Source organism: Methylibium sp. T29-B (assembly GCF_000576225.1).
GTDB classification, from domain to species: Bacteria; Pseudomonadota; Gammaproteobacteria; order Burkholderiales; family Burkholderiaceae_C; genus Methylibium; species Methylibium petroleiphilum.
This window is the reverse complement of record NZ_AZSN01000063.1, coordinates 1-21,457: the sequence shown is the minus strand read 5'-3', so window position 1 is coordinate 21,457 and position 21,457 is coordinate 1. Positions and strand designations below refer to the sequence as shown.

Sequence of the window (21,457 nt, the reverse complement as noted above, 5' to 3'; positions counted from 1 at the left end):
CTCCGCGAAGGCGCTCGGCCGCTGAGGATTCGCAGCTCGGCAGGTGGGCCGGCCGACAGCGCCGGATTCGCCTCGGTGTGGCGGTGCGCATGGCGCGCCAGCGCGGAGGCTTCGTCGAGAATCACGGCTCGCGATGGAGAAGCCCGTGCCCGAAGCCCCGCCACCGATCCGTGTCCTCATGGTCTGCATGGGGAACATCTGCCGCAGCCCCACGGCCGAAGGCGTGCTCCGCGCGAGGCTGGCCGCGGCCGGGATGGCCGAGTGGGTGCTCGTCGATTCGGCGGGCACCCATGCCTACCATGTGGGCGAGCCGCCGGACGAGCGCAGCCAGGCGCATGCCGCGCGGCGCGGCTACGATCTGTCGGCGCAACGGGCCCGCGCGGTGGATGACGACGATTTCGAGCGCTTCGACTTGCTGCTGGCGATGGATTGGGACAATCTGGCACTGCTGCAGGAGCGCTGCCCACCGCAGGCCCAGCGCAAGCTCCGGCGGCTGATGGAATTCGGCCGCGCGGCGGGCAGTGAAGTTGTACCTGACCCCTATTATGGTGGCGCGGCCGGGTTCGACCACGTGCTGGATCTGGTGGAGGCAGCCTGCGACGGGCTGATCGAGCACCTGGCTCGAACTCCGGGTCGCGAGTAGGGGAACTTACGGGGACGTGTCCGACCAAATAAGTCGGCTTCACCTATAATTGAGCTATTCAGTCGGGATTAAGTCCCGATGGCTCGCAGTGAAGCGACCCCCGGATACCCGGTCCGCCAGCCACGCGCCTCAAGGAGTTCAGTATGCGTCTCACCACCAAAGGCCGCTTTGCCGTCACCGCCATGATCGACTTGGCCCTGCGCGAGCACAGCGGCCCGGTTGCGCTTGCCGCGATCAGTTCGCGCCAGCAGATCTCGCTGTCCTACCTGGAACAGCTGTTCGGCAAGCTGCGCCGTCATGAGCTGGTCGAGTCGACCCGTGGCCCGGGCGGCGGCTATTCGCTGGGTCGCAAGGCCGAGGAGATCACGGTCGCCGACATCATCGTCGCGGTCGACGAGCCGATCGACGCCACAGGTTGCGGCGGCAAGGAAAACTGCATGGGCGAGGATTCGGGCCGCTGCATGACGCACGACCTGTGGGCCAGCCTGAACACCAAGATGATCGAGTTCCTGGACTCGATCTCGCTGCGCAAGCTGGTCGACGACCAGCTCGCCAAGGGTGTGTCGATCGAGGAGGCGCCGGTCAAGCGGGCGATCTCGTCGCAGCCGGTCGTCAAGCCGATCAAGATCACTGCGCCGAACTCCGTGTTCGCGCTCGGCAGCTCCTTCAGCAAGTAATCAACCGCCTTCCGCTCCCGCCAGCCACGCCCTGATGCCAGGGAGCCGCCCGCCATGGACATGACCCCGCACTTTCCGATCTACATGGACTACGGCGCCACGACGCCGGTCGACCCCCGCGTCGTCGACGCGATGATTCCCTGGCTGCGTGAGCACTTCGGCAATCCAGCCTCGCGCAGCCACGCATGGGGATGGGAGGCCGAAGAGGCGGTCGAGAAGGCACGCGGCGAGGTGGCGGCACTGATCGGTGCGGACCCGCGCGAGATCGTCTGGACCTCCGGCGCGACCGAGTCCAACAACCTCGCGCTCAAGGGCGCGGCGCAGTTCTACAAGACGCGCGGCAAGCACCTGATCACGGTCCGGACCGAGCACAAGGCGGTGCTCGACACCATGCGCGAACTCGAGCGCCAGGGTTTCGAGGTGAGCTACCTGGAGGTTCAGGAAGACGGTCTGATCGACCTCGACCTGCTCAAGACCACGATCCGGCCTGACACGATCCTCGTCTCGGTGATGTTCGTCAACAACGAGATCGGCGTCATCCAGGACATCCCGGCGATCGGTGCACTGTGCCGCGAGCGCGGCATCGTGTTCCATGTCGATGCGGCCCAGGCGACCGGCAAGGTCGCGATCGATCTGGCCACGCTGCCGGTCGACCTGATGAGCCTGGCCTCGCACAAGACCTACGGTCCCAAGGGCATCGGTGCGCTGTACGTGCGCCGCAAGCCGCGCGTGCGGCTGGAAGCGCAGATGCATGGCGGCGGCCACGAGCGTGGCATGCGCTCCGGCACGCTGCCCACGCATCAGATCGTCGGCATGGGCGAGGCCTTCCGCATCGCGCGCGAGGAGATGGGCACCGAGAGCGAGCGCATTCGCATGCTCCAGAAGCGCCTGATCGACGGCCTGGCCGACATCGAGCAGACCTTCCTGAACGGCCACGCCGAGCGGCGCGTGCCGCACAACGTGAACATGAGCTTCAACTTTGTCGAGGGCGAGTCGCTGATCATGGGCATCAAGGGTCTCGCGGTGTCGTCGGGTTCGGCCTGCACCTCGGCCAGCCTGGAGCCGAGCTACGTGCTGCGCGCGCTGGGCCGCAGCGACGAACTGGCGCACTCCAGCCTGCGCATGACCATCGGCCGCTTCACGACCGAGGAAGAGATCGATTACGCCATCGGCACCATCCGCCACAACGTGGCCAAACTGCGCGAACTGTCGCCGCTTTGGGAGATGTACCAGGACGGCGTCGATATCAGCACCATCCAGTGGGCGGCGCACTGAGCCTCGCCCCGGCACCCCGTTCGACCGAGTTTCAGGAGCAGCAGCATGGCCTATAGCGAAAAAGTCGTTGAGCACTACGAGAATCCCCGCAACGTCGGTTCCTTCGAGAAGGGCGACGACACGGTCGGCACCGGCATGGTTGGGGCTCCGGCCTGCGGCGATGTGATGAAGCTGCAGATCAAGGTCAACCCGGCGACCGGGCTGATCGAGGACGCCAAGTTCAAGACCTATGGCTGCGGTTCGGCGATCGCGTCGAGCTCGCTGGTCACCGAATGGGTCAAGGGCAAGTCGCTCGACGAAGCGCTGACGATCAAGAACACCCAGATCGCCGAGGAGCTGGCGCTCCCGCCGGTGAAGATCCACTGTTCGATCCTGGCCGAGGACGCGATCAAGGCGGCCGTGAGCGACTACAAGGCCAAGCATGGCAACGCGCAGCCTGCCGCCGCGACCGCAACGCACTGACCACGATGGCCGTCACCCTGACTCCTGCTGCGGCACGCCACGTGACGCGCTACCTGGGCAAGCGCGGCAAGGGCGTCGGTGTGCGTCTGGGTGTCAAGACCACCGGCTGCTCCGGCTTGGCCTACAAGCTCGAGTACGCTGATGAGGCGGCACCCGAGGACGTGATCTTCGAGGACCAGGGCGTGAAGGTGCTGGTCGACCCGAAGAGCCTGCCGTACATCGAAGGCACGCAGCTCGACTTCGTGCGCGAAGGTCTGAACGAGGGCTTCAAGTTCAACAACCCGAACGAACGCGACCGCTGTGGTTGCGGTGAATCGTTCCGGATCTGAAACCGACGATGCATAAAAGGGCGCGGCACGGCCGCGCCCTTTTTTTGATCCCCCGACGACGATGAAGCTCGACAGCGACGATTTCGAACTCTTCGGCCTGCCGAGGCGCTGTGCCCAGGATCGTGTGCAGATCGATGCACGCTGGAAGGCGCTGCAAGCCGAGGTGCACCCTGATCGGTTTGCGACCGAGGGCGCGGCGGCGCAGCGCGTCGCGATGCAGTGGGCCGTGCGCGTGAACGAGGCCTATGCACGGCTGAAGGATCCGCTGAAGCGCGCGGCCTACCTGTGCGAGTTGCAGGGCGCCAAGGTCGATGCCGAGAACAACACGGCGATGCCAGCGAGCTTCCTGATCCACCAGATGGCCTGGCGCGAGGCGCTCGACGACGCGCGCGACGGCGCGGCCGTGGAGTCGCTCAACGACGAGGTGCTGGCGTTCCGCCGCGCGGCCCTGGCTGAACTGGAGTCCACGCTCGACGAGCGCCGCGACTGGGCTGCCGCAGCGCAGCAGGTCAGAGCCCTCATGTTCGTCGAGCGCTTTGCGCACGATCTCGATCGGCGCCTGGAAGCGCTGGGACAATAGACGAATGGCTCTGCTGCAAATCTCCGAACCCGGCCAGTCGCCGGACCCGCACCAGCGGCGCATCGCGGTCGGCATCGATCTCGGCACCACGCATTCGCTGGTGGCTGCGGTGCGCTCCGGTGTCGCCGAATGCCTGCCCGACGACGAAGGCCGCGTGATCCTGCCTTCGGCGGTGCGCTACCTCGAAGGCGGTCGCCGCGCGATCGGCTTCGATGCGCTGGCGGCGCAGGCCGAGGACCCCGAGAACACCATCGTCTCTGCCAAGCGCTTCATGGGCAGGGCGCTGACCGACATCGACGACCGCGAGAAGCTGCCGTACCGCTTCGTCGACCAGCCGGGCATGGTGAGCGTGGCCACCCGCGATGGCGTGAAGACGCCGGTCGAGGTGTCGGCCGAACTGCTGGCGACACTGCGCTTCCGCGCCGAGGACAGTTTCGACGACGAGCTGTTCGGTGCGGTGATCACGGTGCCGGCCTACTTTGACGACGCGCAGCGCCAGGCCACCAAGGACGCGGCGCAACTGGCCGGCCTGAACGTGCTGCGCCTGATCAACGAGCCCACCGCGGCGGCGATTGCCTACGGTCTGGAGAACGGCAGCGAAGGCCTTTACGCGGTCTACGATCTGGGCGGCGGTACCTTCGACATCTCGCTGCTGCGCTTGAGCGAAGGCGTGTTCGAAGTCGTCGCGACCGGCGGCGACTCCGCACTGGGAGGCGACGACTACGACCATGCTCTGGCCGACTGGGCACTGGCCGGTGCCGGACTCGCGGCCGAGACAGCGCAGGACAAGAGGGCGGTGCTGGTCGCCGCGCGAGCCGTCAAGGAAGCCTTGTCGTCCGCGGCCGAGGCGCGCATGCAGGTCGTGCTCCGTGCCGGCTTGCTGGACCTCGCGGTCACGCGCGTGCAGTTCGAGGCGCTCACCAAGCCGCTCACCGACCGCACGCTGGCCGCGGTGCGCAAGGTGTTGCGCGATGCCAAGGTGAGCAAGGACGAGGTCAAGGGCGTCGTGCTGGTCGGCGGCTCGACCCGCATGCCGCAGATCCGCGAGGCCGTCACGCTCTACCTCGGCCGCTCGCCGCTGACCGACCTGAACCCTGACGAAGTGGTGGCGCTGGGCGCCGCGATCCAGGCGCACCAGCTGGCGGGCAATGCCTCCGGCAACGACCTGCTGCTGCTCGACGTGACGCCGCTGTCGCTGGGTCTCGAGACGATGGGCGGGCTGGTCGAGCGCATCATCCCGCGCAACAGCAGCATTCCCACGGCACGGGCGCAGGACTTCACCACTTTCAAGGACGGCCAGACCGCGATGGCCATCCACGTGCTGCAGGGCGAGCGCGAGCAGGTCGAATATTGCCGCTCGCTCGCACGCTTCGAACTGCGCGGCATCCCGCCGATGGTGGCCGGGGCCGCGCGCATCCGCGTGAGCTTCCAGGTCGACGCCGACGGGCTGTTGAGCGTCACCGCACGCGAGCAGACCTCCGGCGTCGAAGCGGCGGTGACGGTCAAGCCGAGCTATGGCCTGGCCGATGAGCAGATCGCGCGCATGCTGCAGGAGGGCTTCACCACCGCAGAGGGTGACATGCGCGACCGCGCGCTGCGCGAGGCTCGCGTGGAGACAGAGCGCATGGTGCTGGCCACCCGTGCCGCGCTGGAGGCTGATGGCGACCTGCTCGCCGACGGCGAGCGCGCCGGCATCGAGGCGCTGATGCGCGCGGCCGAGCAGCAGGCGCTCGGTGAAGATGCGGCAGCCATCGATGCGGCCGTCAAGGCGCTGGCCGATGGCACCGAGTCTTTCGCGGCCGAGCGCATGAACCGCGGCATCCGGCAGGCCCTGGCTGGCCGGCGCGTCGAAGAAGTCTGACCCCGTTCGAGAATGCCATGCCCATCATCAAGATCCTGCCGCATCCCGAGTACTGCCCCCAGGGCGCAAGCATCGAGGCGGCGCCCGGCAGCTCGATCTGCGAGGCGCTGCTGGAGCACGACATCGAGGTCGAGCATGCCTGCGAGATGAGCTGTGCCTGCACCACCTGCCACGTCGTCGTGCGCGAGGGTTTCGCGTCGCTGAACGAGATGGACGAGAACGAGGAAGATCTGCTGGACCGCGCCTGGGGCCTGGAGCCGAACTCCCGCCTCAGCTGCCAGGCCATCCTGGCGCAGCAGGATCTGGTGGTGGAGATTCCGCGCTACTCGATCAACCACGCCAAGGAGAATCACTGACCGGCGGTACGCCGGTCAGTGATTTCGGCGTAGGCTCATGGCGCGCAGCGATGTGATGCCGAAGCCAGAATCACTGCACTCACCATGAGCCGCCAGATCTTCCTCGACACCGAGACCACCGGCCTAAGCCCGGAGAACGGCGACCGCATCATCGAGATCGGTTGCGTGGAGATGCTCAGCCGCCGCCTGAGCGGCAACAACCGGCACTTCTACCTGAACCCCGAGCGTCGTAATCACGAGGATGCCGTGAAGATCCACGGCCTGACCGACGAGTTCCTGGCGGACAAGCCCAAGTTCGCGGTCGTTGCCGATGAGCTGATGGAGTACTTGGCTGGCGCCGAGATCATCATCCACAACGCGGCCTTCGACGTCGGCTTCCTCGACGCGGAGCTGAAGCGCCTGCAGCGGCCCCGCTTCGCCGAGCAGGTGGGCGCGGTGACCGACAGCCTGACGATGGCGCGCGAGATGTTCCCTGGCAAGTCCAACTCGCTCGACGCACTGTGCAAGCGCCTCGAGGTCGACAACGCCAGCCGCACCTTGCACGGCGCGCTGCTTGACGCAGGGCTGCTCGCGGAGGTGTATATCCGCATGACGCGAGGCCAGAACTCGTTGGTCATCGATGCCGGCGCAGCGTCAGGCGGGGCGATCGCCGTCGCGGACATCGACCTGCGGCAGTTCGCTCTGCCCGTCATCGAACCCAGCGACGACGAGCGTCAAGCGCACGAGGCCGTGCTCGCAGAACTCGACAAGGTTTCCGGCGGCAAGACGCTGTGGCGCGCCATGGCATAATGCCGGCTTCTCGCGTTACCCCGCGAACCCGATTATTCGGGCGGTTAGCTCAGCGGTAGAGCACTGCCTTCACACGGCAGGGGTCGCAGGTTCGAACCCTGCACCGCCCACCAGACAGAAGCCCGCAAGCGGTCGCGCTTGCGGGCTTTTCTCTTGGCGCTGTGGCGAGCCTCTGTCGGCCACGTTCACCGGAGTGTCCGATGCTGCACGCGATCGCTGCCTTGTTCATCCTGCAACTGATCGGCGAAGTGCTGGTGCAGTGGCTCGGCCTGTCGGTGCCGGGGCCGCTGGTCGGCATGCTGCTGCTGTTGGCCGCGCTGATTGCCTACGGCCGGGTGCCGGAGGCCTTGCGCGACACCACCAACGGGCTGCTGCAGCACCTGATGCTGCTGTTCATCCCCGCGGTCACGGGTGTGATGATGCATTTCGGCCGCGTTTCCCAGGAATGGCTGCCGTTCCTCGCGGCGGGCGTGGGCGGCGCCGCGATCACGCTGGTGGTCACCGCTTTCACTCTGCGCTGGATGCTGCGCATCACCAAGGCGTCCGACCAATGAAGCACAGCCTGTTCGAGGTCTGGGTCTTCCTGGCCAGTTCGCCGCTGCTGTGGCTCACGGTGACCTTGCTGGCGTACTTCGGTGCGACCTGGCTGTACCGGCGCTGCGGTGCCACGCCGTTCCTCATCCCGGTGATGACGGCGACCGTCGCGATCATCGCGGTGCTGCTGCTCACGGACACACCCTATCCGACCTACTTCGAGGGTGCGAAGTTCGTGCATTTCCTGATCGGCCCGGCGACGGTCGCACTGGCCGTGCCGCTGTACAGCCAGTGGGAGCGCCTGAAGCGGATGTGGCTGCCGATCTCGGTAGCCTGGTGGTCGGCTCGGTGACGGCGATCCTCTCCGGCATGGGCATCGCGTGGGCGCTCGGCGGCTCCCCTGAGACGGTGCTGTCGCTGGCGCCGCGTTCGGCCACGATGCCGATCGCGATGGCAGTGGCCGAGCGCATCGGCGGCCTGCCGTCGCTTGCCGCGGTGGGCGTGGCGGTCACCGGCGTGGGCGGTGCGATCGTCGCACGGGGTCTGCTGAACCTGTCGCGCATCGACGACCCCGCGGTGCGCGGCTTCGCCGTCGGCATCACCGCGCACGCGGTCGGCACGGCGCGCGCCCTGCAGGTCAACGAGACGGCAGGGGCCTTCTCGGCACTCGCCATGGGCCTGAATGGCATCGCGACGGCGCTGCTGATGCCGTTGATCCTGAAGCTGCTGCACTGGCTGTAGCAGAGAGCGGAGAGCGGGCTGGGAATGGCTCGCTTTGCCGTTGAGAAATAAACGGTATAAACTGAAAATACTGTTTATTCATCAAAGGAATTCCATGGTCACGAAATCCAAGTCCACGGGCGCCGTCGGGCGCAAGGCGGTCGCCGCGAAGCCGGTCAAGGCCGCTCCGGCGCCGGGCAAGCGCGCCAAGGCCGCCGCTGCTCCGGACCGCGCCGACGCGCCGAAGAAGCGCGAGAAACTGGTCCGTGACGGCTTCACGATCCCCAAGGGCGAGTACGCCGCGCTGGCCGACCTGAAGCAGCGCGCCGCCAAGCTCGGTCAGGCAGCGAAGAAGAGCGAGCTGCTGCGCGCCGGCATCAAGTTGCTGACCGAACTGGCCGACACGCGCTTCGTCTCGGCGCTGCTGGCGGTGCCGACCCTGAAGACCGGGCGTCCGCGTGTGAGCGAAGCGTCGGTGACGCCCGCAGCAGCGCCGAAGTCCACGCCGAAGGCGGCCGCCACCCGGAAGCCCGCGACGAAGAAGCCAGCACCGCGCAAGGTCGTTGCCCGAAAGAGGGCCTGAGCCTTCCCGGGCTCCGGTCCTGCCCGATTCGAGGCAGTGGCCGGTGGCGGCGCATCGGCCGGGCCTCGCAGCGCATCGGCCGTGGTTTTCCACAGGTTTGTGCACCGCTGCGGTGGACAACTTGTGCAGGCAGCGTGCGGGCCCGGGCGTCATGGGGCGATTGACGGGAATCGAGCGGATCCGAGCGTCGATGCAGTGGGGCGCTTCCCTAGAATCCTCGCATGACTTCGTCCCCGAGCTTCGTTCACCTCCGTACCCACACCGAGTACTCCGTCGTCGACGGGATGCTGCGTGTGGACGACATGGTGGCCGCGGCGGCGGCCGATGAGCAACCCGCGCTGGCGATCACCGATCTGTCGAACCTGTTCGGTGCGATCAAGTTCTACGGCGCGGCGCGCGGCAAGGGTGTGCAGCCGCTGATCGGTGCGGATCTGTGGCTCGAGGCCGAGGGCGACGAGAAGCAGCCGAGCCGCTTGCTGCTGCTGGTGCAGAACCGCACTGGCTACCTGAACCTCTGCGAGCTGATCTCGCACGCGTGGACCGAGAACCTGCAGCGCCACCAGGCCTGCGTGGCATGGCCTCAGTTGGCGAAGCATGGCGATGGACTGATCGCGCTGTCCGGCGCGACCTGGGCGCGGTCGGGTTGGCGCTGCTGGCCGGTGATGCGGCGCGGGCCGAGGCGCAGGCGCTGCGGCTGGCTGCGCTGTTCCCTGGGCGCTTCTATCTCGAATTGCAGCGTGCCGGGCAAGCCGGCAACGAGGCCCAGGTGAGGGCGGTGGTACCGCTCGCCGCGAAGCTGGGCCTGCCGGTGGTGGCGACGCATCCAGTGCAGTTCCTGAGTACCGATGATTTCGAGGCCCACGAGGCCCGCGTCTGCATCGCCGAAGGCGAGACGCTCACCAACCCTCGCCGCGTCAAGCGCTTCACGCGTGAGCAGCATTTCAAGACCGCCGCGCAGATGGTCGAGCTGTTTGCCGACATTCCCTCGGCGATCGCCAACACGCTGGCGATTGCGCGCCGCTGTCATCTGACGCTGACGCTCGGCAAACCGCAGCTGCCCGACTTTCCGACACCGATCGTCGACGGACAGCGCATGGCGCCGGACGACTACTTTCGCCACGCCTCGCACGCCGGGCTGAACGAGCGGCTCGCGCAGCTCTACCCGAACGAGGACGAGCGCGAGCGTCATCGCGCACGCTACGTCGAGCGGCTGGACTTCGAGATCGAGACGATCCTGAAGATGGGCTTCCCGGGCTATTTCCTGATCGTGGCCGACTTCATCAACTGGGCCAAGGGCAACGGCTGTCCGGTCGGGCCAGGGCGGGGCTCGGGCGCCGGCTCGCTGGTGGCCTATGCGCTGAAGATCACCGACCTCGACCCGCTTGCCTACAACCTGCTCTTCGAGCGCTTCCTGAATCCCGACCGCGTGTCGATGCCCGATTTCGACATCGACTTCTGCCAGGGCAACCGCGATCGCGTGATCGACTACGTGAAGCAGAAGTACGGCCGAGATGCGGTGAGCCAGATCGCCACTTTCGGCACGATGGCCGCCAAGGCCGCGCTGCGCGACGTGGGCCGCGTGCTGGGCATGGGCTACGGCCACGTCGACAGCATCGCCAAGCTGGTGCCGGCGCCACCCGGCAAGACGGTGACGCTGAAGCGCCCCGGCGACAGGCCTGACCCGGGCCTGATCTACGCCCGGAAGGAGGCCCCGGAGATCGAGCAGCGCGAGCAGAAGGAGGAGGAGGTCGCCGAACTGCTGGCGCTGGCCGAACGCGTGGAAGGCACGGTGCGCAATATCGGCATGCACGCCGGTGGCGTGCTGATCGCGCCGGGCAAGATCACAGACTTCTGTCCGCTCTACCAGCAGCCGGGCAGCGATTCGGCGGTGAGCCAGTACGACAAGGACGACGTCGAGGCAATCGGACTCGTGAAGTTCGACTTCCTAGGCCTCGCCACGCTGACGATCCTGGAACTGGCCAAGGACTTCATCCGGACACGCCACGCCGATCGCGCCGACTTCGCGTTCGAGAACATCGCGCTCGACGACCGCAAGACCTACCAGCTGCTGAGCGAAGGCAGGACGGTCGCGGTGTTCCAGCTGGAAAGTCGTGGCATGCAGGGCATGCTGCGCGAAGCGCGGCCCAGCGTGTTCGAGGACATCATCGCGCTGGTGGCGCTTTACCGTCCGGGCCCGATGGACCTGATCCCGAGCTTCTGTGCCCGCAAGCACGGCAAGGAGGACGTGGACTATCCCCATCCGCTGATGCGCGAGGTGCTCGAGGAGACCTACGGGATCATGGTCTACCAGGAGCAGGTGATGCAGGTCGCGCAGCGCCTGGGCGGGTACTCGCTCGGCGGCGCGGACCTGCTGCGTCGCGCGATGGGGAAGAAGAAGGCCGAGGAGATGGCCAAGCACCGCGTCATCTTCGCGGAAGGTGCTGCGAAGAACGGCATCGGCGCAGGTCTCGCGAACGAGATCTTCGACCTGATGGAGAAGTTCGCGGGCTACGGCTTCAACAAGTCGCATGCCGCGGCCTATGCGCTGCTGGCCTACCACACGGCCTGGGCCAAGGTGCATTACCTGGCCGAGTTCACCGCGGCCAACATGAGCGTCGCGCTGGACGACACCGACAAGCTCAAGATCTTCCACGATGACGCGGTGTCCCTGGGCGTGGTGTTCGAGGCACCCGACGTCAATGCCGGCGGCTACCGCTTCGAGCCGGTGGCGCCGCAGGGCAAGGAGCGAGGCCGCGTGCGCTACGGACTCGGCGCCATCAAGGGCACGGGGCAGGGCGCCATCGAGGCGATCGTCGACGCGCGCCGTGAAGGCGGTCCATACAAGAGCCTGTTCGACTTCGCCGCGCGAGTGGACCGCAGTCGCGTCAACAAGCGGGTGGTCGAAGCACTGATCAAGGGTGGGGCCTTCGACGCGCTCGAAGCCGACCGGGCGGTGCTGATGGCCAGCGTGCCGCTCGCCTTCGAGTACGCAGACACGCAGGCGGCGAACGCCGACCAGGGCGGCCTGTTCGACTTCGGCGACTCGCATGCCGCCTCGACCAACGAGCCCGATCTCGTGGCGACGGAAGCCTGGAGCATCAAGGAACGGCTGACGCACGAGAAGGCGGCTCTGGGCTTCTATCTCTCGGGCCATCTGTTCGACGAATGCGAGACCGAGGTGCGGCAGTTCGCGCGGCGCCGCATCGCTGACCTGCTCGATAGCCGGGAGCCGCAGTTGCTGGCGGGGATCGTCACCGAGTTGCGGGTCGTCAACGGTCAGCGTGGCCGGGTTGCGATCTTCAAGCTCGACGACAAGAGCGAGACGATCGAGGCCGTGGCGAACGAGGATCTGCTCAACGCGCACCGCGAACAGTTGGTGGAGGACGAGTTCATCGTCGTGCAGGGCAAGGTGCAGCCCGACCGCTTTTCGGGGGGCGTGCGGCTCAATGTGCAGCAGGTGTGGGATCTGGCTGCAGCGCGCTGTCGCTTCGGCCGCTATCTGCGCGTGGCCGTGAACGGCGTCACGCCACCGATCGACGAACTGCTGCGCGAGTTCCCTCCGCGCACCTTGCGCACCGACCAGGGTGACCTGGTCCAGGGCCTGCCAGTGCGCGTGGTGCTGCACCGCGAGGCGGTGCAGGGCGAGATCGACCTCGGCGACGATGGCCGCTTCTTCCCGACCGACACGGCCCTGGCGCGCTGGAAAGCCAGCACCCACGGCCAGGCCGCGGTGGTGTACGAGTGATGGTGCATTTCTTTACAACGCTGCAACATCGTGGTCGTGCCGGCAAGCGGGCAGCCGCAGCACACTGAGGTCGTGTCAGCGAATCGCTTCGCGAGGCGTTGAACAAGTGCACAACCACAAGAGGATCGTTGGATGAAACGCATGCTTCTCGCCGCTACGCTGGCGGTCTCGGCCATCGCGCCCGCGCTGGCGGCCGATGTCGGGGTCTCTGTCAGCATCGGCCAGCCTGGCTTTTACGGCCGCATCGACATCGGCAACTACCCGCAGCCGCAGCTGATCTATCCGCAGCCGGTGGTCATCGCGCCGGCCCCCTATGCGGTGGTGCAGCGGCCGATCTATCTGCGCGTGCCGCCGGGCCACGCCAAGAACTGGGGCAAGCATTGCGCTCGCTATGCGGCCTGCGGTCAGCCGGTCTACTTCGTGCAGGACGGCTGGTATCAGAACGTCTATGCGCCGCACTATCGGGAGGAGCACCGGCACGACCCGCGTGGCGGGCGCGACGAGCGGCGGCGCGGTCGCGACGACCACGATCACCGCGGCAAGGGCCACGGCCCGGGCAAGCACGGCCGTGACTGAATTGACGCCGGACGCCGTCTCGGCGCATCTGGCGGCACGATAACGGCGACTTCTCTCCTTCAGTTCCGCCCTTAGTCACTGCCTGACCCGCGGCTATGCTCGCCGCGTGAGCAAGACCACAGGCTTGGTGCTGACGGGCGGCGGCGCACGCGCCGCCTATCAGGTCGGCGTGCTGTCGGCCCTGAGCCGGCTACGCCGCGACGCCGGCGTGCGCGCTCACGACAACCCCTTTCCCGTCATCGCTGGCACCTCGGCCGGTGCCATCAACGCGGCGGCATTGGCCTGCGGCGCCGACGATTTCGATCGGGCCGTGCGCCTGCTGTTGCGCGTGTGGCGCAATTTCGAGGCCGGACAGGTCTATCGGGCCGATGCCTTCGGCGTGATCCGCACCGGCGCGCGCTGGCTCACCTTGTTCACCGCCGGTTGGGCGCTTGCGCGTTGGCGGCGGGCGCGGCCGCGCTCCCTGCTCGACAACGAGCCGCTCGAGGACTTGCTCGCGCAACTGCTGCCGCTGGATCGAATCCCGGAACTGATCGATGCCGGACACCTGCGCGCCCTCGCAATCAGTGCGTCCAGCTACACCGCGGGCGACCATGTGACCTTCTACGACGCGCCGCAGGACCTGCCGGCCTGGACACGCTCCCAGCGCGTGGCGGCGCGCGCGACGCTCGGCATTCCGCACCTGATGGCGTCTTCGGCCATACCGTTCATCTTTCCGGCGGTCTCGCTGGACCGGCACGGCCGTGCCGAGTACTTCGGCGATGGTTCGATGCGCCAGGCCGCGCCGATCTCGCCGGCGGTGCACCTCGGTGCCGAGCGCATCCTCGTCGTTGGAGCTGGTCGGCTGCACGAGCCGTCTGGCGAGCGCCCGCCGGCGAACGGCTACCCCAGCCTCGCGCAGATCGCCGGCCACGCGCTATCGAACATCTTCCTCGACGCGCTGGCGGTGGACATCGAGCGACTGCAGCGCATCAACCACACGCTCTCGCTGCTTGGCCCGGAGGCCTTGGCACAGACGCAGCTCAAGCCCATTGAACTGCTGGTCATCGCGCCGAGCCAGCGGCTCGACGACATCGCGGCGCGACACCTTCACGCGCTGCCGACGCCGGTGCGCGCGATGCTGCGGGCCGTGGGTGTCAGTGACGTGGCGCCCGACAGCGCGCGGGGCGCCGCGCTGGCGAGCTATCTGTTGTTCGAAGCTCCGTACACGCGAGAGTTGATCGCGCTCGGCGAGGCCGACACGCTGGCGCGTCGCGATGACGTGCTGCGCTTCTTCGGCTGGGGCACGTGAGCCAGTGGCTCGATCGCGCCCCCGGGCTCATTTGCCGGCAGCCGACGCCTTGGCGGACGACGTGGGAGCCGCCACCTTGGTGGGCTTCGTCGCGGCGCCGTAGCTCGCGCCGTTGACTGTGAGCCCGGCGTCGGAGAAGCGCTGCGCATTGCCTTCGCCGACGCCCTTGACGCGACCGATCAGGTCGTCCCAATCCTTGTACGGACTCTTCTTGCGCTCGTCGAGCAGTCGCGTCGACAGGCCGGGTCCGATGCCCTTGACGCCTTCGAGCGTCGCCTGGTCGGCCTTGTTGACATCGACCGCGGCGACAGCGGCCATGAACCAGAACGCGAGTAGCGCGCTCAGCATCTTCTTCAGCATGTCGAATCTCCTCCAGAGTGGTTGCGATGGCGAGCCTTGTTCGAGACCCGCCAGAGCACTCTAGAAGCCGCTTGGCAGCCTGCCCATCCTTCCCAGGAGGGCGGCCGGAGGGGTGTTACGTCGCCGGGAGCAGACAACGGCGCGCCGTGAGCGCTGCGGTCTACTCGAACAACTCGTCGTAGCTGACGCTCGCGGTGCCGAACTTGCCGACCACGATGCTGCCGGCTCGGTTGGCCAGCGGCATCGCCTCGCGCGGACTCAGACCGCAGGCGATCATCGCGGCCATCGTCGCGATCACGGTGTCACCGGCGCCGGTCACGTCGAACACTTCGCGGGCCTGGGCCGGCACGCTGGTGTCGCCTCGTGCGTCGAACAGGGTCATGCCTTCTTCGCTGCGGGTCAACAGCAGGGCCTCCAAGCCCAGCTCGACGCGCAGCGCCTGGGCGCGCTCACGCAACTGCGCCTCACTGCTCCAGGCGCCGACGACCTGCGCGAGTTCGGCACGGTTCGGTGTGATCACACTGGCGCCCGCGTAGCGGCGGTAGTCGCTGCCCTTGGGATCCACGAGCACTGGCTTGCCTGAGCGGCGTGCCAATTCAATCATGCGCGGGATGTGTTCCAACCCGCCCTTGCCGTAGTCGGAGAACAGCACCGCGTCCTGCTCGGCGAGCGTGGTTTCGTAGGCCTGCAGCATCTCGGCCAGCACCTCGTGGTCGGGCTGGTTCTCGAAATCGATGCGGATCAGCTGTTGCGAGCGGCCGATCACCCGCAGCTTGACGATGGTGTAGAGCTGCGGGTCGCTGCCCAGCAACGTATCGATGCCGTCGCGCTCCAGCAGGCGCTTCAGCGTGCGCGCCGGTTCGTCGTCACCGACCACGGTCAGCAGGGTCGCGCGGGCACCGAGTGACTTGACGTTGAGTGCCACGTTGGCGGCCCCGCCGAGGCGTTCCTCCTCGCGCGTGACGCGCACCACTGGCACTGGCGCCTCCGGCGAAATCCGTTCCACGGCACCGAACCAGTAGCGATCCAGCATCACGTCGCCGACCACCAGCACGCGTGCACGGCCGAGCTCGGTCTTGTCGCGCACCGGCTTCTTCACTGGTCCTCCAACCGCGTGGGCGGATAGCTGTCCCAGCTGTGGCACCCGGGGCATTGCCAGAAGTAGTGCTGCGCCTCGAAGCCGCAGGCTGCGCAGCGGAAGCGCCGGATCGGCCGGCCGGCGGCGGCCGTGATCTGCTGCAACTGCTCAGCATCGGTCGACGTTGGGACCAGTCCTTGAGCCTGCTGCTCCTTCAGCAGGGCCGATGCGGCCGACAGCGTCGGGTGTGCCTGCAGGTGACGGCGCAATCGTTCGTGGCGCGCGGCCGGATCCGGTTCGAGCTGTTGCAGCGCCGTCACGATGTCGAGGCTCGGAACACGGTCGTAAACGGCTTCCAGCCGCCCGCGGGCGTCGGCTGCGTCACCGCAGGCCAGCGCGCTGTTGGCATAGTCCGATGCGATCAGCGCGAAGGCGCCCGGCTGCGTGGCGAGAAGTTCGTCCCATGCCGAGAGTGCTTCGCGATGCTGGCCGGCGCGCGCGAGGCGCTGCCCGGCGATGACCCGCGGTCGCGGTGCCTGCGGCGCAGCTTCGCGCGCTTTGCGCAGGGCTTCCTCCGCTTCATCGGGGCGGCGGCGTGCATCCGCTTCCAGCGCGATCTCGCAGCCGTAGTGCGCCACGCGGTTGGCGAAGGAGCCGGCGCCTGCGGCCTCCAGCTTGCGAGCCGTCTCGATGGCGGCATGCCAGTCGCGCGAGCGCTCGTGCAGCGTCAACAGCTCGAGGCGCGCATCGGTGGCAAACGCCGTGCCCTCGAGTGCACGGAAGGCCGCCTCGGCGCGGTCGAACAGACCGGCCTTCACGTAGTCCTGCGCCAGCGCGTGCTGGGCACGCTCGCGTTCGGTGGCGGGCAGGTCACCGCGACCGAGCAGGTGTTGATGGACCCGTACCGCACGCTCGTACTCGCCTCGTCGGCGGAACAGGTTGCCGAGCGCGAAATGCAGGTCAGAGGTGCCCGGGTCGTGCTGCACCGCCTCGATGAAGGCGTCAATCGCCTTGTCCTGCTGTTCGTTGAGCAGCAGGTTCAAGCCCTTGTAGTAGGCCTTCGGCGATTCCTGTTGCTCGCGCTTCCACTGGCGGACGTCGAAGCGCGAAGCCAGCCAGCCGAGCGCGAAGGCCACCATCAGGCCGAGCAGCGCCAGCGGCAGCGTGGTCAGCGGATCAAAGTCCATCGCGGGGCGGGTGTTCGGGGAAGGAAGGCTCGGTGCTGCGCGCGGCGTCGGCATCGAGCATCGTCGTCGCGGTCTCGGTACGCGGCAGTTGCTGCTGGGCGACGCGGCGGTGCTTCCACCAGCTCGGCAGCATCGCGAAGATGCCCAGCGCACAGCCGAGGCCGAAGGCGCCGAGAACGATGAACACCATCGGAGCGCGCCATTCATGGCCGAAGAACCACTTGAGCGCGGCGTCGTGCTGATTGTTCAGCGCAAACGCGAACAGCGCAAAGAAGATGGCGGCTCGCAGGAGCCAGTTGAGAGCACGCATCGCCAACGATTCTAGCGACGGCAACGGGACCGAAGCGGGTGCCTCGTCGTGCTCAGGTCGTGGGTTCGTCGCGCGCGGTCTGGTGAGCCTCGGCCTCGAGTGCGGCGGTGTGTGCATCGACCGCTTCCCGGAGGGCCTTGCCGGGCTTGAAGTGCGGGACGAGCTTCTCCGGGATCACCACCTGCTCGCCCGAGCGGGGATTGCGCCCCATGCGCGGAGGACGGCGATTGATCGAGAAGCTGCCGAAGCCGCGGATCTCGATGCGGTGACCGCGCGCGAGCGCATCGCTCATCGCGTCGAGGATGGTCTTGACCGCGAACTCGGTGTCGCGGTGCGTCAGCTGGCTGAAACGCTCACCCAGCAGGGCCACGAGATCGGAGCGGGTCATGATAGATGCGGCGTTCGTTGGCCTGGATCCGGGCACTGTGGCCTGCGCGCATGCCCTCGGGGGCAAAGGGCATGCGCGCAGGCTGGAAACCCTATAAGGTCTCCAGCCTCGGCGGGACTCAGGAGTTGTTCTGGTCCAGCTTGGCCTTCAGCAGGGCGCCGAGGCTCGTGGTGCCGGCGTTTTCACGTTCGGACGTCTGGGCCAGGCGCTGCATGGCTTCCTGGTTATCGACGTTGTCCTTGGCCTTGATCGACAGCTGGATCGAACGCGTCTTGCGGTCGACGTTGATGATCAGCGCCGTGACTTCGTCGCCTTCCTTCAGCACGTTGCGGGCGTCTTCCACACGATCGCGGGAGATTTCGCTGGCGCGAAGGTAGCCGGTCACGTCGTCGGTCAGCTGGATCTCGGCGCCGCGCGCGTCGACCGTCTTGACCTTGCCCGTCACCGTCGCGCCACGGTCGTTGAGCGTGGTGAAGGTGGCGAACGGATCACCGTCGAGCTGCTTGATGCCCAGCGAGATGCGCTCGCGCTCGACGTCGATCGCCAGCACGAGGGCCTCGACTTCCTGGCCCTTCTTGTAGTTGCGCACGGCGGCCTCGCCCGGCTCGTGCCAGGACAGGTCGGACAGGTGCACCAGGCCGTCGATGCCGGCAGCCAGGCCGACGAACACGCCGAAGTCGGTGATCGACTTGACCGGGCCCTTGAGCTTGTCGCCGCGCTTGTGGTTCTGCGCGAATTCGTCCCACGGGTTGGCCTTGCACTGCTTCATGCCCAGGCTGATGCGGCGCTTGTCCTCGTCGATCTCGAGCACCATGACCTCGACCTCTTCGCCCAGCGTGACGAGCTTGGACGGGGCGATGTTCTTGTTGGTCCAGTCCATCTCCGAGACGTGCACCAGGCCTTCGATGCCGGGCTCGATCTCGACGAACGCGCCGTAGTCGGCGATGTTGGTGATCTTGCCGAACAGGCGGGTGCCGGTCGGGTAGCGACGCGAGACGCCGACCCACGGGTCGTCGCCCATCTGCTTGAGGCCCAGCGAGACGCGGTTCTTCTCGGCGTCGAACTTCAGCACCTTGGCGGTCAGTTCCTGACCGACCGTGACCACCTCGCTCGGGTGACGCACGCGGCGCCAGGCCATGTCGGTGATGTGCAGCAGGCCGTCGATGCCGCCGAGGTCGACGAATGCGCCGTATTCGGTGATGTTCTTGACCACGCCGTTGACGAAGGCGCCTTCGCGCAACGTGCCGAGCAGCTTGGCGCGCTCTTCACCCATCGAGGCCTCGACCACGGCGCGGCGTGACAGCACGACGTTGTTGCGCTTGCGGTCGAGCTTGATGACCTTGAACTCCATGGTCTTGCCCTCGAACGGCGTCATGTCCTTGACCGGACGCGTGTCGAGCAGGGAGCCGGGGAGGAAGGCACGGATGCCGTTGACCAGCACGGTCAGGCCGCCCTTGACCTTGCCGTTGACGGTACCGGTCACGAAGTCGCCGGACTCGAGCGAGGTCTCGAGCGACATCCACGACGCGAGGCGCTTGGCCTTGTCGCGCGACAGGATGGTGTCGCCGTAACCGTTCTCGATCGCGTCGATCGCGACGGAGACGAAGTCGCCGACCTGGACTTCGAGCTCTCCCTGGTCGTTCTTGAACTCTTCGATCGCCACATAGGCTTCGCTCTTGAGGCCGGCATTGACGACCACGAAGCTGTGCTCGATGCGGACCACCTCGGCAGTGATCACCTCGCCAGCACGCATGTCGGAGCGCTTGAGCGACTCCTCGAACAGGGCGGCGAACGATTCCATGCCTTGCGACGAGGCAGTTGCGGTTTGACTCATTGGGGTTTCCTGAGGCCGGCGTTCCGGCGATTTGCCACTTGCGTGGCGGGTTAGGTTGAAAGAACCGCCGCTTCAGCGCACCTTGCAGTGCTGAGGGGAAGCCGCGGACCTGGGGCGCCCGTCAATCCTCGTGCGTGGCGCGAGAACCGAAGGGCTGCACGGCGTCCCACCAATCCAGCACCTGATCCACCGAGGTTTCGACGGACAGGGCCGAGTTGTCGAGCAACCGGGCATCCTCGGCCGGCTTCAAGGGCGCCACGCTGCGATGCTGATCGCGAGCGTCACGTGCCTCCAAGTCGGCCCGGAGACTTTCAATATTAGCTGAAATTCCCTTTGAAATCAACTGCTTATGCCGCCGGCTGGCGCGCTGTTCGCTGTTGGCAGTGAGGAAGACCTTGAGCGCGGCGCCGGGGAAGATCACTGTGCCCATGTCCCGCCCATCGGCCACCAGGCCGGGCAGGCGGCGGAAGGCGAGCTGCAACTCCACCAGCGCCTGACGCACGGCGGGCAGGGCCGCGATCTGCGAGGCCAGGCTACCGACCGCCTCGTGGCGGAGCTCGTCGCTGACATCCTCACCGGCCAGCAGCGTCTGCTGGTTCTCGAAGCGCAGCGGCAGCGCGCGCGCGATCGCCGCAACGGCGGCTTCATCGCCGGCCGGTACGCCCTGGCGCAGCGCGGCCAGGGCCGTGGCACGGTAGAGGGCTCCGGAGTCGAGATGGTGATAGCCCAGTCGTTCGGCGAGCGCACTGCCGAGCGTGCCCTTGCCCGAGGCTGTGGGCCCGTCGACGGTCAGCACCGGGACGCGGTCGGTCCGGGCGCGGGTCACGCCGAACAGGGCGTCGAAGTAGGCCGGGAAGGTCTTGTTGACGCAGCGCGGGTCCAGGATGCGCACCGGCACGTCGCCGCCGGCCAGCGGATTGAAGGCCGCCAGCGAGGCGCACATCGCCATGCGGTGGTCGTCGTAGGTGTGGATCGCCGCAGCCTGCCAGCGCGCCGGCGGTGTGACCTCGATGAAGTCGGTGCCTTCCAAAACCGTGGCGCCGAACTTACGGAGCTCGATGGCCATGGCGGCGATGCGGTCGGTCTCCTTGACCCGCCAGCTCGCGATGTTGGTCAACCGCGTGGTGCCGGTCGCATACAAGGCCATTGCCGCCAGCGTCATCGCGGCGTCGGGAATGTGGTTGCAGTCGAGCGCGATCGCGGTCAGCGGCCAGGCGCCGCGGCGTACCACGAGGGCGTTCGCTTCCTCGGTGATGTCGGCGCCCATCGCACGGGCCGCTTCGACGAAGCGGATGTCGCCCTGGATCGATGCGGAGCCGACCCCTTCGATGCGCAAGGGCGTGTCAGCGGCGGCAATGGCCCCGGCCGCGATGAAGTACGAGGCCGACGAGGCATCGCCCTCGACGGCGATCTCGCCCGGCGACCGGTAGGCGCTGCCCTGCGGGATGACGAAGCGTTGCCAGCCTTCGCGCTGCACCGAAATGCCGAAGCGCGCCAGCAGCGCCAGCGTGATCTCGATGTAGGGTTTGGAGATCAATTCGCCATCGACCTCGATCGTGATCGATTGGCGTGCGGCGACCAGCGGCAGCGCCATCAGCAGCGCGGTCAGGAACTGGCTGGAGACGTCGCCGCGCACTCGGATCGGCGCGTCCAGCTTCAGCGTGCCGCGTTCGAGCCGTAGCGGTGGATAGCCTTCATTGGCCAGGCAGGTGATCGTGCAGCCCAGGGGCCGCAGCGCATCGACCAGGTCGCCGATCGGCCGCTCGTGCATGCGCGGCACGCCGCTGAGTTCGAAGCGCGCCCCCTGGTCGGCCGCCAGCAGCGCCAGCGCTGCGGCCAGCGGCCGCATCGCGGTGCCGGCGTGCCGAGAGAGCCGGGC

General features: G+C 67.3%; 19 protein-coding genes, 1 tRNA gene and 3 pseudogenes. 16 read left to right on the top strand and 7 right to left on the bottom strand.

The genetic code is table 11. The annotated features are described in order from the left end of the window. The first annotated feature begins 133 nt into the window (after positions 1-133). The 16 genes and pseudogenes from Y694_RS11765 (at position 134) to Y694_RS11690 (ending at position 14,421) form a co-directional block, all read left to right on the top strand. A complete protein-coding gene (locus tag Y694_RS11765) occupies positions 134-643 on the top strand; it encodes a low molecular weight protein-tyrosine-phosphatase (RefSeq protein WP_051495735.1) in 510 nt (169 codons plus the stop codon). A gap of 143 nt (positions 644-786) precedes the next feature. Then, positions 787-1,320, top strand: a complete 534-nt coding sequence (gene iscR, locus Y694_RS11760; protein ID WP_011829856.1) for a Fe-S cluster assembly transcriptional regulator IscR — start codon at positions 787-789, stop codon at positions 1,318-1,320. A gap of 54 nt (positions 1,321-1,374) precedes the next feature. Beyond that, positions 1,375-2,595: an IscS subfamily cysteine desulfurase gene (locus tag Y694_RS11755; RefSeq protein ID WP_011829855.1), complete on the top strand. Its 1,221-nt coding sequence runs from the start codon at positions 1,375-1,377 to the stop codon at positions 2,593-2,595. A 45-nt stretch (positions 2,596-2,640) separates the two neighbouring features. Beyond that, positions 2,641-3,057, top strand: coding sequence for a Fe-S cluster assembly scaffold IscU (gene iscU / locus Y694_RS11750; RefSeq protein ID WP_011829854.1), 417 nt, complete (start codon positions 2,641-2,643; stop codon positions 3,055-3,057). 5 nt (positions 3,058-3,062) lie between these two features. Further along, positions 3,063-3,386 carry an iron-sulfur cluster assembly protein IscA gene (iscA, locus tag Y694_RS11745; RefSeq protein ID WP_011829853.1) on the top strand — a complete coding sequence of 108 codons (324 nt, stop codon included), beginning with the start codon at positions 3,063-3,065 and terminating at the stop codon, positions 3,384-3,386. Positions 3,387-3,447: 61 nt separating this feature from the next. Beyond that, a complete protein-coding gene (gene hscB, locus Y694_RS11740) occupies positions 3,448-3,966 on the top strand; it encodes a Fe-S protein assembly co-chaperone HscB (RefSeq protein WP_011829852.1) in 519 nt (172 codons plus the stop codon). 4 nt (positions 3,967-3,970) lie between these two features. Beyond that, complete coding sequence (gene hscA / locus Y694_RS11735) at positions 3,971-5,827, top strand: Fe-S protein assembly chaperone HscA (protein ID WP_036232631.1); 1,857 nt, start codon at positions 3,971-3,973, stop codon at positions 5,825-5,827. A gap of 17 nt (positions 5,828-5,844) precedes the next feature. Beyond that, positions 5,845-6,183, top strand: coding sequence for an ISC system 2Fe-2S type ferredoxin (gene fdx / locus Y694_RS11730; protein ID WP_011829850.1), 339 nt, complete (start codon positions 5,845-5,847; stop codon positions 6,181-6,183). An 84-nt stretch (positions 6,184-6,267) separates the two neighbouring features. Continuing rightward, positions 6,268-6,972 (top strand): DNA polymerase III subunit epsilon, encoded by a 705-nt coding sequence (gene dnaQ / locus Y694_RS11725; RefSeq protein ID WP_011829849.1) that lies wholly within the window; start codon positions 6,268-6,270, stop codon positions 6,970-6,972. Between the two features lie 38 nt (positions 6,973-7,010). Next, positions 7,011-7,085 (top strand) — tRNA-Val (locus Y694_RS11720). Between the two features lie 87 nt (positions 7,086-7,172). Further along, a complete protein-coding gene (locus Y694_RS11715; RefSeq protein WP_011829848.1) occupies positions 7,173-7,526 on the top strand; it encodes a CidA/LrgA family protein in 354 nt (117 codons plus the stop codon). Next, positions 7,523-8,247, top strand: a pseudogene (locus tag Y694_RS11710) (LrgB family protein). Before Y694_RS11715 ends, Y694_RS11710 begins: the two are co-directional and overlap by 4 nt. 34 nt (positions 8,248-8,281) lie before the next feature. Continuing rightward, positions 8,282-8,809 carry a hypothetical protein gene (locus Y694_RS11705; RefSeq protein WP_231497649.1) on the top strand — a complete coding sequence of 176 codons (528 nt, stop codon included), beginning with the start codon at positions 8,282-8,284 and terminating at the stop codon, positions 8,807-8,809. A 221-nt stretch (positions 8,810-9,030) separates the two neighbouring features. Next, a pseudogene (dnaE, locus tag Y694_RS11700) lies at positions 9,031-12,554 on the top strand (DNA polymerase III subunit alpha). Positions 12,555-12,686: 132 nt separating this feature from the next. Further along, complete coding sequence (locus Y694_RS11695) at positions 12,687-13,130, top strand: hypothetical protein (RefSeq protein WP_011829844.1); 444 nt, start codon at positions 12,687-12,689, stop codon at positions 13,128-13,130. A gap of 106 nt (positions 13,131-13,236) precedes the next feature. After that, positions 13,237-14,421, top strand: a complete 1,185-nt coding sequence (locus Y694_RS11690) for a patatin-like phospholipase family protein (protein ID WP_081782228.1) — start codon at positions 13,237-13,239, stop codon at positions 14,419-14,421. Between the two features lie 27 nt (positions 14,422-14,448). Here the strand turns inward: Y694_RS11690 and Y694_RS11685 are convergent, their stop codons facing one another. The 7 genes and pseudogenes from Y694_RS11685 to Y694_RS11655 form a co-directional block, all read right to left on the bottom strand. Then, the gene (locus Y694_RS11685) at positions 14,449-14,781 is read right to left on the bottom strand and encodes a helix-hairpin-helix domain-containing protein (RefSeq protein WP_036232626.1); all 333 of its coding nucleotides are present in this window, start codon (positions 14,779-14,781) and stop codon (positions 14,449-14,451) included. Positions 14,782-14,941: 160 nt separating this feature from the next. Then, on the bottom strand, positions 14,942-15,880 hold the full coding sequence (gene rfaE1, locus Y694_RS11680) for a D-glycero-beta-D-manno-heptose-7-phosphate kinase (RefSeq protein ID WP_051495734.1): 939 nt from the start codon (positions 15,878-15,880) through the stop codon (positions 14,942-14,944). After that, positions 15,877-17,046: a lipopolysaccharide assembly protein LapB gene (gene lapB / locus Y694_RS11675; RefSeq protein ID WP_036232623.1), complete on the bottom strand. Its 1,170-nt coding sequence runs from the start codon at positions 17,044-17,046 to the stop codon at positions 15,877-15,879. The genes rfaE1 and lapB overlap by 4 nt, the downstream gene beginning before the upstream one ends. Beyond that, positions 17,036-17,356 carry a lipopolysaccharide assembly protein LapA domain-containing protein gene (locus tag Y694_RS11670; protein WP_036232620.1) on the bottom strand — a complete coding sequence of 107 codons (321 nt, stop codon included), beginning with the start codon at positions 17,354-17,356 and terminating at the stop codon, positions 17,036-17,038. The genes lapB and Y694_RS11670 overlap by 11 nt, the downstream gene beginning before the upstream one ends. A gap of 52 nt (positions 17,357-17,408) precedes the next feature. Beyond that, positions 17,409-17,744 (bottom strand): integration host factor subunit beta, encoded by a 336-nt coding sequence (locus Y694_RS11665; protein ID WP_011829838.1) that lies wholly within the window; start codon positions 17,742-17,744, stop codon positions 17,409-17,411. 118 nt (positions 17,745-17,862) lie between these two features. Next, positions 17,863-19,632, bottom strand: a pseudogene (rpsA, locus tag Y694_RS11660) (30S ribosomal protein S1); the annotation flags it as partial. A 67-nt stretch (positions 19,633-19,699) separates the two neighbouring features. Beyond that, positions 19,700-21,457: bifunctional 3-phosphoshikimate 1-carboxyvinyltransferase/cytidylate kinase (locus tag Y694_RS11655; protein ID WP_036232637.1), on the bottom strand; the 1,758-nt coding region annotated here is incomplete at its 5' end.